Origin of the sequence: Streptomyces sp. NPDC047002 (assembly GCF_040704505.1) — a bacterium.
In the GTDB taxonomy this organism is placed as follows: Bacteria; Actinomycetota; Actinomycetes; order Streptomycetales; family Streptomycetaceae; genus Streptomyces.
Window position 1 is genome coordinate 25,580 of the sequence record NZ_JBEYWC010000024.1, and the last position, 12,603, is coordinate 38,182.

Below are 12,603 nucleotides of genomic sequence, written 5' to 3' on the forward strand. Positions count from 1 at the left end.
CGGTACACCGACGACGGAACGGTTCCGTATCGTCGCATCGGAGAGCGTACGGGCCCCTCACGTCGCAACGCAACCGTAGCGTCGTGACGCTATGCTCAAGAGATGACCAAGGGATCGGGCACCGCACGCCGCGTCCCCGCGGGGGCCGCAGTACTCCGGGAGGACGTCACCGACGCCATCCGCGCCGCCGTCTTCGAGGAGCTCGCCGCGGTCGGCTTCGCCCGCATGTCCATCGAGGGCATCGCGCGGCGCGCCGGGGTCGGCAAGACCGCGGTCTACCGGCGCTGGAAGTCCAAGCTCGCCCTCGTACTCGACCTGGTCTCCGTCTTCGCCGCGCAGGGCCTGCCGGCGCCCGCCACCGGCTCGCTCCACGGCGATGTGCGCGCCCTGCTCCAGGTCGCCTCCGCCGCGCTGCGCCACCCGGTGGCCTCCCAGGTCATCCCCGACCTGCTGGTCGAGTCGGCCCGCAATCCGGAGATCGCCGAGACCATCAGGGCGACCCTGCTCGACGGCCAGCGCGGCATCGCCGCGGTGGTCGTGCGGGAGGCGGTGGCCAGGGGCGAGCTGCCCGAGGGCACCAACCCCGACACCGCGCTCGACCTGATCGTGGGCCCGCTCTACTGGCGCCTCGCCGTGGTCCGCGCGCCGCTGCCCAAGGGCTATCTGGACGACCTGGCCACCGCCGCGGTCGCCGCGCTCGGGCGGGGGTGAGCGGCGGCCCGTGCACACGGGCCGCCGCCTGTCCTTACCTGTGCCCACCGCTACTTGACGGCCCCCGCCAGCACGCCGGAGACGAACTGCCGCTGGAACGCGAAGAAGACGGCCAGCGGGACGACCATCGAAAGGAACGCGCCGGGCGCGAGCACGTCCACGTTGTTGCCGAACTGCCGCACCTGCTGCTGGAGCGCGACGGTGATCGGCGGGTTCTTGGAATCCGCGAACACCAGCGCCACGAGCATGTCGTTCCACACCCACAGGAACTGGAAGATGCCGAGCGAGGCGATCGCGGGCCCGCCGAGCGGCAGCACGACCCGGGTGAAGAGCCGGATCTCGCCCGCCCCGTCGAGCCGCGCGGCCTCCAGCAGCTCGCGCGGGATCTCTGCGAAGAAGTTCCGCAGCAGGAAGACCGCGAACGGCAGGCCGAACGCGACATGGAAGAGGATCACGCCGAGCGTCGTCTCGAAGATCCCGATCGCCCCGAACAGCCGGGACACCGGGATCAGCGCCACCTGCGCGGGCACCACGAGCAGCGCGACCACCCCGATGAACCACCAGTCCCTGCCGGGGAAGTCGAGCCAGGCGAAGGCGTACGCGGCGAACGACCCGATCACCACGACGAGCAGCGTCGCGGGGACGGTGATCAGGACCGTGGACAGCAGCGAGTGCGTGATGGCGTCGTTGTCCAGGAGGTTGGCGTAGTTCTCCAGGGTCAGCTGGGACGGCTTGGTGAACACCTGCCACCAGCCGCTCGCCGCGATGTCGTCGGGGCCGCGCAGCGAGGAGAGCAGCAGGCCGATCGTCGGCATCAGCCAGAACAGGCCGACCAGCACCAGCACCGCGCGCACCGCGCCGCCGCCGACGCGGCCCGCGATCCGCGCGGGCAGCGAGCGTCCCGCGCCCGCGGGGGCGCGGCCGGGTGCCGTACGGGCGCGGCCCGCGCGGCCCGCCGCAGGGCGGAGCGCGCCGCCCGCCACCGGTTCCTCCGGAGTCATCGGCGCTTCTCCCTGCGCATGCGGCGGATGTTGACGAGCACCACCGGGACCACCAGGAGCAGCAGCAGGATCGCGATCGCGCTGCCGACCCCCAGGTCCGCGTCCGTGCCGAACGACGACCGGTAGAGCTGGAGCGCCAGCACGTTGGCGTCGTCCTGCGACGAGCCCGGCGCGATGATGTAGACGAGGTCGAAGATCTTCAGCACGTTGATCATCAGCGTGACCAGCACCACGCCGAGGACCGGCGCGAGCAGCGGGACCGTGATCCGCCGGAACACCTGCCACTCGCCTGCGCCGTCGACCCGCGCCGCCTCGAGCAGCTCGCGCGGCATGCCCGCGAGCCCGGCGGCGATGAGCACCATCGCGAACCCGGCCCACATCCACAGGTAGCTGCCGATGATGGCCGGGGTCACCAGCCGCGGGCCGAGCCACTCGACGCCGTTGTACGGCTCCCTGAAGTTCGCCGCGGGCAGCGAGAGCACGGCGCCGTCCGCCGCGCGCGGCAGGGTGAACGTGCCGTCGGCCGCGGCCTTCGCGGTCGCGACGACCCTCCCGCCCTTGACGGCCTGGACGGTGAGGCCCCTGAGCCCGCGCTCCCCGGGGTCGATCACATCGGGCTTCCCGCCGCCGCCGAGGGTGAAGTCCAGCCAGGCGGTCCCGGTGACCTCGCCCGGCTCCGGCGCCGCCGCACGCGCAGGCGTCGCGTCCGACGGCATGGTGCGCGGCGGCACGCCGACGAGCGGCAGCCGTACGGGAGTTCCCGCGTGCACCGGCGCCTTGGTGACGAACGAGCCGCCGCCGCCCGCCTTCAGCGGATGGACCGGCAGCGGGTGCGCGCCCGGGTAGCCCGAGGACTCGGCGAACGTGTCGTGCACGCCCACCCAGACCGCGTTGGCGACGCCGCGCGCCGGGTCCTGCTCGTAGACGAGGCGGAAGATGATCCCGGCTGCCAGCATCGAGATCGCCATCGGCATGAAGACGACCAGCTTGAACGCCGTGCCCCAGCGCACCCGTTCGGTCAGGACCGCGAAGACCAGGCCGAGGGCGGTGGCGGCGACGGGCGCCACGACCACCCAGATCACGTTGTTCTCGACGGCCTTGAGGATCGAGCTGTCGGTGAAGACCGTGACGTAGTTGTCCAGGCCGGCGAAGCGGTGGCCCGACGCGTCGAGGAGTGAGCGGTAGAGCGAGTACCCGATCGGGTAGACCACGAGCGCGCCGAGCAGCACGAGGGCCGGCAGCAGGAAGCCCGCAGCCACCACCGTGCGCGTGCCCGTCACGCTGCCGCGCGTGTCGCGCGCGGGGGACGCAGGAGCGCCCGCGCCCCCCGCTGCCGTGGAGGCCACGGCCTCAGCCCTTGAACGCCTTGGCCGCGTCGGCCTCCAGCTTCCGCTGGGCCCCCGCGACGTCCTTCGGGTTCTTCAGGAAGTCCTGGAGGTCCTTCCACTCGCCCTTGCCCGGCGTGCCGCCGAACGACTGGGGCATCGAGTCCGACATGTCGAAGCGGAAGTCGTCGCCCGCCGCGATCAGCGCCTTCGCTATGGAGCGCTGCACGGCGTCCGGGTACGCGGCGAGGTCGAGGTTCTTGTCGGGCGAGACGAAGCCGCCCTGGGCGGCCCAGATCCTGGCCGCGTCGGGCGAGGCGAGATAGGTGAGCAGCGCCTGCGCGCCCGGCGTGTCCTTCAGGGCCACGGCCGCGTCGCCGCCGGTCACCACCGGGGAGGCGGCGCCCACCGCGGGGAACGGGAAGATCTTGGCGTCGGTGCCGATCTTCGCCTTGGTCTGCTGGACGTTGACGCCCGCGAAGTCGGCCGCGCCGACCATGCCGGCCTTCGGCGCGTCCCCGCCGGTGAAGGTCTGGGTGACGGACGCGGGGAACTCCGTCTGGAGCGCGCCGTCCGGGCCGCCCGCCAGCGTGTCGGGGCGGCCGAACAGCTGGGCGAGCGTGGAGAGCGCCTTCGCCACGGACGGGTCGGTCCACTTGATGGCGTGCTTGCCGAGCTGGTCGTACTTCTCCGGGCCCGCCTGCGAGAGGTACACGTTCTCGAACCAGTCGGTGAGCGTCCAGCCGTCCGCGGCGCCCACCGAAAGCGGGGTGACGCCGGAGGCGGAGAGGGTGTCCGCGGTCTTCAGGAACTGCGCCCACGTCCTGGGCACGGTGGCGCCCGCGTTCGCGAACGCCTTGGCGTTGTACCAGACCAGGGACTTGTTGGCGGCCTTGAAGTAGACCGCGTACGGGGTGCCGCCGACCGTGCCGAGGTCCCGCCAGCCCTCGCTGTAGTTCTTCGCGAGCTCCGCCTTGGCGGCCGCGCCGAGCGGCTTGGCCCACTTCTGCGCCACGGCCTGGTCGATCGCGCCGACCTGGGGGAGCATCGCCACGTCCGGCGGGCTGCCGCCGGCGATCTTCGTACCGAGGAAGTTGACGATCGGGTCCTGCGCGGGCACGAACGTCACCGTGGCGCCCGTGCGCTTCTCGAACGCGTCCAGGACCTTGGTGAAGTTGGCCTGCTCCGGCCCCGTCCACACGGCGGCCACCTCGATCTTCTGCCCCGTCAGCTTCGGCAGGGCGACCCCGCCGCCCGTGCTCTGCCCTGCCGAGGGGGACGCGCCGCCCTTCCCGTCCCCCGCGTCGGAGCCGCCGCATCCGGCCAGGGCCGTCGCGCCGAGCGCGACCAGCACCGCCGCCGCCCGGATGCCCCGGGGTCTCCTGGTCAGAACCCTGCCTGCCGTACGAGTTGTGCGCATCGCGACTTCCCCGTCTCTCCCGTGCGTGCGGATCGATCCACGCTCGAAGACAGGCCGCGCAGCCGGACGCGGCGGCGTCGTCCCGTCCCGTGCGGACCAGTCCTACGCCCGGTGTTCATGACAGGCAAGACCGCGGAGCGCCCGTACGAGCCCATCGTGATGCCCTCGTGACGCCCCGTCGGACGCGCCCCGGGGCCGCGCCCGGCTCAGGGGCGGGCCGGGGTCAGGGGCGCCACGGGGGCGGCGGCCACGGAGCGGGCCGCGCGGTCCATGGCGCTGGCGAGCAGCGCCAGATCCGTGGGGCCGTTGCCCAGCTCCCTGACCGGGCGGCGGGTCGGCGGATCGCCCATCCGCTCCCACTCCAGCGGCGCCACCGTGGGCCGCAGCGTCGCCGTGCGCGGAATGCGGCCCGTCACCCGGCCCGCCTGGAAGGCCGTGCCGTCCCCGTCCCGGCGGATGAGGCGGCCCCTGCCGGGCGCCGGGTCGTCGGGCGACGGCGTCGCGGGCGGCGCGTCGAGCACCGCGCGCAGCCGCGCCGCGCGCGCCAGCTCGGCGCCCGCCGCGCGCCCGTCCGCCGCGGACGCCGCCACCAGGTGCACCCCGAGCCGCTCGCCGTCCCGCGCGACCGCGTCGAGCGCCCGCACCACGGACCCGGCGGCGGGCCGCCCCGGGCTGCCGAGCGCGGGCGCCACCAGCGCGTCCACGTCGTCGACGAGCACCACGAGGCGCGGCAGCGGGTCGGGCACGGGCGCCGCCTGCTCCTGCGCACGCGCGGCGCCGGGTCTCAGCCGCAGCGTCCGCGTCGTCGTGCCCACGTCGCCCGCCCGCCCCTCCGGCACCGGGAGCCCCGCCGGGTGCGCCTGGCGCCACTGCGCGTACGACAGCGGTCCGAGCAGCTCGGCCCGCCGCTTCAGCTCCGCCCCGAGCGCCTGCGCGAACTCCCGCATCCGCACCGGGTCCGACGCCACCAGATGCTCCGTGACATGCGGCAGCTCGGTGAGGGCCGCAAGGCCGTCGCCGCGCATCCCGCCCGCACCCTCGACCAGCAGCAGGCCGAGCCGGTCGGGCCGTGCGCCTGCGGCGAGCGACGCCGCGACCGCCCGCAGCAGCTCCGTACGCCCGCTGCCCTGCGGGCCCTCGATCAGCAGATGCGCGCCCTCGCGGCCCAGGTCGGCCGCGACCGGGCCGCGGGGTCCCGCGCCGAGCACCGCGACGCACGCCTCTTCGGGCGCGTCCGCCGCCTGCGCCCACCTGGCCAGCAGCGAGGCGGGGGTGGCCCGCGCGAGGCCCAGCTCGTCGAGCAGCCGCGCGGCGCGCGGCAGCGCGGCCGCCGGGCGCGGGCCCGCCGCGGCTCCCGCCGTCCGCAGCGGCGCGAGCGCCCGCCCGAACCGCTCGGCCCACGCGGCGGACACCGCGTCCACCACCGCGACCGCGCCGCGGTCCTCGCCGACCGGACGGCCCGGCGCCGTGCGCAGCAGCCGCAGCGCGCCCGCCACGTCGCCGCTGAGCAGCGCGACCGCCCCGCACTCGCGAAACGGCAGCGACGCCAGGCACGCCGTGTCGTACGTCGCCGTGACGGACGACACCGCGGATGCGGCCGGCGCCTCCGCGAGGCACAGCACGTGCACGCCCGCGGCGGGGCCCGACGCGGCGAGCCGCGCCGTCGTCTCCCGCAGCGCGGCCGAGCCCGGATCGCCGTCCACGACGAGCAGCGTGCGCGGCCCCGTGTGCCGCCGGGCCGCCTCGGCCACCGCCGCGGCGTCCGCCGACGCCCAGCCCGCGCCGAGCGGGCCCTCGTCGAGCCTGCGGGTCAGCTCGGCGGCGCGGGCCGCCGCCTGGTCCCGGTCGAACGCCAGCAGCAGCCGGCAGTCCTGGCCGCGCCCCGGGCGGGTGTGCGGCAGCCAGCCGAGCCACCCCCAGTCCCTGCGGCGCTCGTCGAGGGGGAGCGCCCGGTCCGTGGTGATCAGCACGATCTCCAGCTCCGACGGCGCGTGCAGCGCGGCCAGCTGCGCCGCCACCGCGCGGCCGAGGCCCACCAGCCGGGCCCGCGGCCCCGCGAGGCCGAGCGACCCCGCGTCCCGCAGGTCGGCGGTGACCGGCACCGGGCCCTGTGGCCGGTCCGCCGTGCCGAGCCTGACCACCAGCTCCTGCGGATGGCCGGGCCCGCGCTCCCACAGGCGCTGCCCGGGGCCGAGCGCCGCCAGCAGCAGCTCAGCAGGGTCGGGCCAGGTGCCGTCCGCGGGCGTGCGCCCCGTGGGCGGCTCGCCCGCGCGCTGCACCGGCACCCCGATGTGCGTCTCGCCGCGCGCGCCGCCGAGCCGCCGCGCCCAGGCGCCGATGCCGCGGCGCCTGCCCGGGTGGGCCTGCGCCTCCTCGTCGCCGTCCGCCGCCCTGCCGTGCGCGACCGGCTCCGCCTCCCCGTACGGCGTGGGGCCGTGCGGCAGGCCGCCGGCGCGCGGCCCCGGCACCTGCGGGACGCTGCCCGGGGCGCCCGCGCCAGGAGGGGCGCCCGCGCCGGTGGGTGCGCCCGCGCCGGCGGGGGTGCCTGTGCTGCCGCCCTGCCGCGCCCGCGGCACGGAGGGTTCGGCGGGCCCGCGGCCGTAAGGACCGGGGGCCTGCGCCGCCGCGCCCGCCTCGGCGCCCGCGGGGGCCGCGCCGGGCCCTGGGCCCGCGGGGACCAGGCGCAGCTGCCCCTCGCCGTCCGGCGCCGTGGCCACGGCGGGCTCGCGGGTGCCGGGCGCGAGCGTCAGCGTGGACTCGCCGAGCCGCAGCCACGCGCCCCCTGCCATGGGGACCTGCGCGGGGCCGACCGCGGCGCCGTCGAGCGACGTGCCGTTCGTCGAGCCGAGGTCCGCCACCGTCACCGTGCCGCCCGGCGCGACCGTCACCGCGCAGTGCAGCCGCGACACGTCCGGGTCGTCGAGCGGCACGTCCGCATCGGCGGACCTGCCGATCACCACCCGGCCGCCGTGCAGCAGGTGCACCCCGCCCGCGTCGGGCCCGCCGACCACCCGCAGCTGCGCGGCCGCCTCCTGCACCGGCGCCTCGTCGTCGCCCGGCGCGCCGAGCGTCAGCACGGCCCCGTCGACCAGCGGCGGCGCGCCGAGCAGCGCGCGCTGCGCGTCCAGCCGCGCCCGGCCCGCGTAGAACACAGGGGAGGCCGGTGCGTCGGGGCCGAGCACGGCCGTGGCAAGACCGGACGCCACCGCCGCGAGCGCCGTGCCCGCCGGTGCCGTCACCTGGAGATCGCAGCCATCAGAGCCATCACGGCCAGCACGGGCGTCGCACGCGCGCCCCGGCGCGAGGACGGTCAGCCGGATCTGCATCGCCGTCAGCGGTCCCTTCTGCGCGGGGAGTCCGGCGGGCCGCGGGGCTCCACCGGTGGGTGAGGGCATCCTCGCACCTGCCGCCGACAACGTGCCCGCGACCCGGTCCTGAGTGATCTTGATTGGTCGGCTGTGCGCACATAAATGCCTGCTTGGGACCGGCTCCCGCGCGCACAGGACCGCCCGGCGGGCAACCGCACGCGCCACGCCCGCGTCCTTCCCCCGAGGGCCGCCCTCCGCGCCGCCGCCCTCCGGGACGCGGCCGGTCACCCCCGGTGACCCTTTCGGCGGCACGGGGCCTTTCGTTCGGGTCGGGCCGGATCAGGGAGCGGGGTCCGGTGCCTGGGGGTCCCCCCGGCCGGAGGCCGGAGGAGGTGCCGGGGCACGCGAGCCCGGCCGGATCCTAACGAGAGGCTCTAAAGTGGGCCGGGGTCCCCGGGGGACGGGACGATGCAGTGACCGCTATCAGCAGGGAGCACATGACGTGCGGCCGGTAGGCAGCAAGTACCTGCTCGTGGAGCCGCTCGGACGCGGTGCGACGGGCACCGTGTGGCGGGCTTCGCAGCGGGAGACCGCCGGAGCCGAGGCGGCCGTGCCCGGCCAGCCGGGCGAGACGGTCGCGATCAAGGTCCTCAAGGAGGAGCTCGCCAACGACGCCGACGTCGTGATGCGGTTCCTGCGCGAGCGCTCCGTCCTGCTCCGCCTCACCCACCCGAACATCGTGCGCACCCGTGACCTCGTCGTCGAGGGCGACCTGCTCGCGCTCGTCATGGACCTCGTCGAGGGCCCCGACCTCCACCGCCACCTGCGCGAGAACGGCCCGTTCTCGCCGGTGGGCGCGGCCCTGCTCACCGCGCAGATCGCCGACGCGCTCGCCGCGAGCCACGCGCAGGGCGTCGTGCACCGCGACCTGAAGCCCGCCAACGTCCTGCTGAAGGACGACGGCGGGCAGCTCCACCCGATGCTCACCGACTTCGGCATCGCGCGCCTCGCCGACTCGCCCGGCCTCACCAGGACCGCCGAGTTCGTCGGCACCCCCGCGTACGTCGCGCCCGAGTCCGCGGAGGGCCGCCCGCAGACCTCGGCCGTCGACGTGTACGGCGCGGGCATCCTGCTCTACGAGCTGCTCACCGGCCGCCCGCCGTTCTCCGGCGCCACCTCGCTCGAAGTGCTCCAGAAGCACCTCACAGAGGAGCCCCGCAGGCCCACCACCGTGCCCGAGCCGCTGTGGGCCGTCATGGAGCGCTGCCTGCGCAAGGACCCCGACGAGCGGCCGAGCGCCGTGAACCTCGCCACCGCGCTGCGCACCGTCGCGCCCGGCATCGGAGTCCACGCGACACCCGCGCAGGTCGACGCGGCCCTCGGCGCCGTCGCGCTGCTCGCGCCCGACCCCGCGCCCACCGCGGTCCCCGAGACGCCGGGCGCGGCCGACCCGACCCAGGTGCTGCCCACCGGCGGCTCGTCCGCCGACCCCACGCAGGTGCTGCCCACCAGCGGCGCCGCCGACCCGACGAGCGTCCTGCCGCAGACCGGGCCGGGCGGCCGGGGCGGGTACGACCCGGCCGCCGCAACCAACGTCATGCCGCCGGTGGGCCCCGAGGGCCCAGGAGGCGGCGAGGGGCAGCAGGGCCCGCACCCCTGGGAGAGCCAGCTGCGGGCCGCGCGCGACCGCAACGAGCAGACGCAGGTCCAGCCCGTCGACCCGGGCCAGGACCCGCTGCGCCACCGGCCGCACCGGCAGCCGCAGCAGGGGGGCCGCCCGCCGTACGGCGCCGCGCCCGCGCCCTACCCGCAGCAGCAGTACCGCCCGCAGGCCCGCAGGCAGCAGCCCCCGCAGCAGCAGTACCGGCCGCAGCCGCAGCCGTACGCCGCCCCGCCGCAGCAGTACGCGCGGCCCGAGCCCCGCCCGGCGCGCGAGCCGAGGCGGCGCAGCGCCAACCCGGTCCGCATCCCGGGCCTCGGCTGCCTCAAGGGCTGCCTCGTGGTCCTCGTGGTGCTGTTCGTGGCGGGCTGGCTGGTCTGGGACCTCACCCCGCTCCAGAGCTGGATCGCCGAGGGCAAGAGCTACTGGAGCGCGATCGGCGACGGCATCTCCAAGGTGACGGGCTGGATCTCGGACCTGGGCGGTGGAGGCTCCGGCTCCGGCGGGTGAGCCGCGCGCGGGGGCACGTACCGGCCCCGTGACCGGTCCCGTACGGCCCAGGCCGGGCGGCCATGTCGTAGCTATATCGACTTTCGGGGGTGAATTCCTCCCCGGAAGTGAAGGTTGACGCCGTCCTGGGCACGGAACACCCCGGAAGCCGCGTACTTTGAGGGTCGACCGAGGGGCAACGCCAGCCGCCTGAGGGAGCAGTCTTGGCACGGAATATCGGCAGCCGGTACACCGCCACCCAGATCCTGGGACGCGGCAGCGCCGGCACGGTGTGGCTCGGCGAAGGGCCCGAGGGCCCCGTCGCCGTCAAACTGCTGCGCGACGATCTCGCGGCAGACCAGGAGCTCGTCGGACGCTTCGTGCAGGAGCGCACCGCCCTGCTCGGGCTCGACCACCCGCACGTCGTCGCCGTGCGCGACCTCGTCGTGGACGGCAACGACCTGGCGCTCGTGATGCGCCTCGTCCGCGGCACCGACCTGCGCACCCGGCTCGACCGCGAGCGCCGCCTCGCGCCCGAGGCCGCCGTCGCGATCGTCGCCGACGTCGCCGAGGGCCTCGCGGCCGCGCACGCCAAGGGCGTCGTCCACCGCGACGTCAAGCCGGAGAACATCCTGCTCGACATGGAGGGCCCGGCCGGCCCCGGCGGCGCCCACCCCGCGCTGATCACGGACTTCGGCGTCGCCAAGCTCATCGACACCCCGAGCCGCACCAAGTCCACCCGCATCATCGGCACGCCCGACTACCTGGCGCCCGAGATCGTCGAGGGCCTGCCGCCGCGCGCCGCCGTCGACATCTACGCGCTCGCCACCGTCCTGTACGAGCTGCTCGCCGGCTTCACGCCCTTCGGCGGCGGCCACCCGGGCGCCGTCCTGCGCCGCCATGTCACGGAGACCGTCGTACCGCTGCCCGGCATCCCCGAGGAGCTGTGGCAGCTGCTCGTCCAGTGCCTGGCCAAGGCGCCCGCCTCCCGGCTGCGCGCCTCCGAGCTGGCCGCCCGGCTGCACGAGGTGCTGCCGCTGCTCGCCGGGATCCCGCCGCTCGACGTGGACGAGCCCGGCGCAGAGCACGCGGAGGAGCCCGTGGGGCGCGCCGCCGCGGCGGGCGCCGTGCCCGCGGGCGAGGAGGAGGGGCAGCGCCGCCGCGGCGCCGTGCCCCTGGTGCAGGGCTCCGCGCCCGACTCCAACCGGGACACCCACACCAGCATGCGGGTGCCCGCCCCCGACGAGCTGGCGGGCGGCGCACGCGGCACCGCCCGCGTCCCGCGCGCGCCGGGCGCCCCGCGCCCCGGATCCGCCAAGAGTCACAAGGCGGCGGCCGTGCGCAAGCGCCGCCTCACCCTCGGTGTGGGCGCCGGTGTCCTCGTGGTCGCCCTCGGCGTCGGCGGATGGCTCGCCACCAGCGGCGACGACACCCCGCAGGACACGAAGCAGAGCAGCCGGCCCGCGCCCTGAGGCCGCCGCCCCGCCCGGCCGCCGCCGCACGGCCTGGCGGGAGCGCGGCGGCCAGCGGTTACGCTTGGGCGCGTGGCAGTCGTCGATGTATCCGAAGAGTTGAAGTCCCTCTCCTCGACCATGGAGTCGATCGAGGCCGTCCTGGACCTCGACAAGATGAGGGCAGACATCGCTGTTCTCGAGGAGCAGGCCGCGGCGCCGTCCCTGTGGGACGACCCGGAAGCGGCCCAGAAGATCACCAGCAGGCTCTCCCACCTGCAGGCCGAGGTCCGCAGGACCGAGGCGCTGCGCGGCCGCATCGACGACCTGGAAGTCCTGTTCGAGCTCGCGGAGGACGAGGGCGACGCCGACGCCCGCGCCGAGGCCGAGACCGAGCTCCAGTCCGTGCGCAAGGCGCTGGACGAGATGGAGGTCCGCACGCTGCTCTCCGGCGAGTACGACGAGCGCGAGGCGCTCGTCAACGTGCGCGCGGAGGCGGGCGGCGTCGACGCCGCCGACTTCGCCGAGCAGCTCCAGCGCATGTACCTGCGCTGGGCCGAGCGGCACGGCTACAGCACCGAGATCTACGAGACCTCGTACGCGGAGGAGGCGGGCATCAAGTCGTCCACCTTCGTCGTGAAGGCGCCCTACGCGTACGGCACGCTCTCCGTGGAGCAGGGTACCCACCGCCTGGTGCGCATCTCGCCCTTCGACAACCAGGGCCGCCGCCAGACGTCGTTCGCCGGCGTCGAGGTGCTGCCGGTCGTCGAGCAGAGCGACCACGTCGAGATCGACGAGACCGAGCTGCGCGTCGACGTCTACCGCGCATCGGGCCCCGGCGGCCAGGGCGTCAACACCACGGACTCCGCGGTCCGCATCACCCACATCCCGACCGGGATCGTCGTCTCCTGCCAGAACGAGCGCTCGCAGATCCAGAACAAGGCGAGCGCGATGAACGTCCTCCAGGCGAAGCTGCTCGAACGGCGCCGCCAGGAGGAGCAGGCCAAGATGGACGCGCTCAAGGGCGACGGCGGCAACTCCTGGGGCAACCAGATGCGTTCGTACGTCCTCCACCCGTACCAGATGGTCAAGGACCTGCGGACCAACCACGAAGTGGGCAACCCCCAGGCCGTGCTCGACGGCGAGATCGACGGTTTCCTCGAAGCCGGAATTCGCTGGCGCAAGCAGCAGGAGAAATAAGCGCGACGCTTTGTCGACAAGGGAACTGCCGCTTTGGA

Annotated in this window: 8 protein-coding genes; 4 read left to right on the forward strand and 4 right to left on the reverse strand. The window is 75.5% G+C overall.

Features of this window, described 5'->3' with window-relative positions:
- The first annotated feature begins 102 nt into the window (after nt 1-102).
- Nucleotides 103-711: a TetR/AcrR family transcriptional regulator gene (locus AB0910_RS21615; protein ID WP_366746237.1), complete on the forward strand. Its 609-nt coding sequence runs from the start codon at nt 103-105 to the stop codon at nt 709-711.
- A gap of 50 nt (nt 712-761) precedes the next feature.
- Here AB0910_RS21615 and AB0910_RS21620 read toward each other — a convergent pair whose 3' ends face one another.
- The 4 genes from AB0910_RS21620 to AB0910_RS21635 form a co-directional block, all read right to left on the reverse strand.
- On the reverse strand, nt 762-1,712 hold the full coding sequence (locus tag AB0910_RS21620; protein WP_366746238.1) for a carbohydrate ABC transporter permease: 951 nt from the start codon (nt 1,710-1,712) through the stop codon (nt 762-764).
- Complete coding sequence (locus AB0910_RS21625) at nt 1,709-3,058, reverse strand: sugar ABC transporter permease (protein WP_366746239.1); 1,350 nt, start codon at nt 3,056-3,058, stop codon at nt 1,709-1,711. Before AB0910_RS21625 ends, AB0910_RS21620 begins: the two co-directional genes overlap by 4 nt.
- A 4-nt stretch (nt 3,059-3,062) precedes the next feature.
- Nucleotides 3,063-4,457, reverse strand: a complete 1,395-nt coding sequence (locus tag AB0910_RS21630; RefSeq protein WP_366746240.1) for a carbohydrate ABC transporter substrate-binding protein — start codon at nt 4,455-4,457, stop codon at nt 3,063-3,065.
- A gap of 206 nt (nt 4,458-4,663) precedes the next feature.
- Entirely contained in the window at nt 4,664-7,783 is a 3,120-nt protein-coding gene (locus AB0910_RS21635; RefSeq protein ID WP_366746300.1) for an FtsK/SpoIIIE domain-containing protein, read from the reverse strand.
- A 484-nt stretch (nt 7,784-8,267) separates the two neighbouring features.
- On the opposite strand from AB0910_RS21635, the gene AB0910_RS21640 reads away from it, so the two are divergent.
- The 3 genes from AB0910_RS21640 (at nt 8,268) to prfB (ending at nt 12,565) form a co-directional block, all read left to right on the forward strand.
- On the forward strand, nt 8,268-9,935 hold the full coding sequence (locus AB0910_RS21640) for a protein kinase (protein ID WP_366746241.1): 1,668 nt from the start codon (nt 8,268-8,270) through the stop codon (nt 9,933-9,935).
- 203 nt (nt 9,936-10,138) lie between these two features.
- Nucleotides 10,139-11,386, forward strand: a complete 1,248-nt coding sequence (locus AB0910_RS21645; RefSeq protein ID WP_366746242.1) for a serine/threonine-protein kinase — start codon at nt 10,139-10,141, stop codon at nt 11,384-11,386.
- Nucleotides 11,387-11,458: 72 nt separating this feature from the next.
- Nucleotides 11,459-12,565: a peptide chain release factor 2 gene (prfB, locus tag AB0910_RS21650; protein ID WP_366746243.1), complete on the forward strand. Its 1,107-nt coding sequence runs from the start codon at nt 11,459-11,461 to the stop codon at nt 12,563-12,565.
- The last annotated feature ends 38 nt before the right edge of the window (nt 12,566-12,603 follow it).

Bases quoted from the DNA above. Each gene is read 5' to 3' on its own strand.
- AB0910_RS21615 (WP_366746237.1), top strand. From the start codon at position 103: ATGACCAAGGGATCGGGCACCGCACGCCGCGTCCCCGCGGGGGCCGCA.
- AB0910_RS21620 (WP_366746238.1), bottom strand. From the start codon at position 1,712: ATGACTCCGGAGGAACCGGTGGCGGGCGGCGCGCTCCGCCCTGCGGCG.
- AB0910_RS21630 (WP_366746240.1), bottom strand. From the start codon at position 4,457: ATGCGCACAACTCGTACGGCAGGCAGGGTTCTGACCAGGAGACCCCGG.
- AB0910_RS21635 (WP_366746300.1), bottom strand. From the start codon at position 7,783: ATGCAGATCCGGCTGACCGTCCTCGCGCCGGGGCGCGCGTGCGACGCC.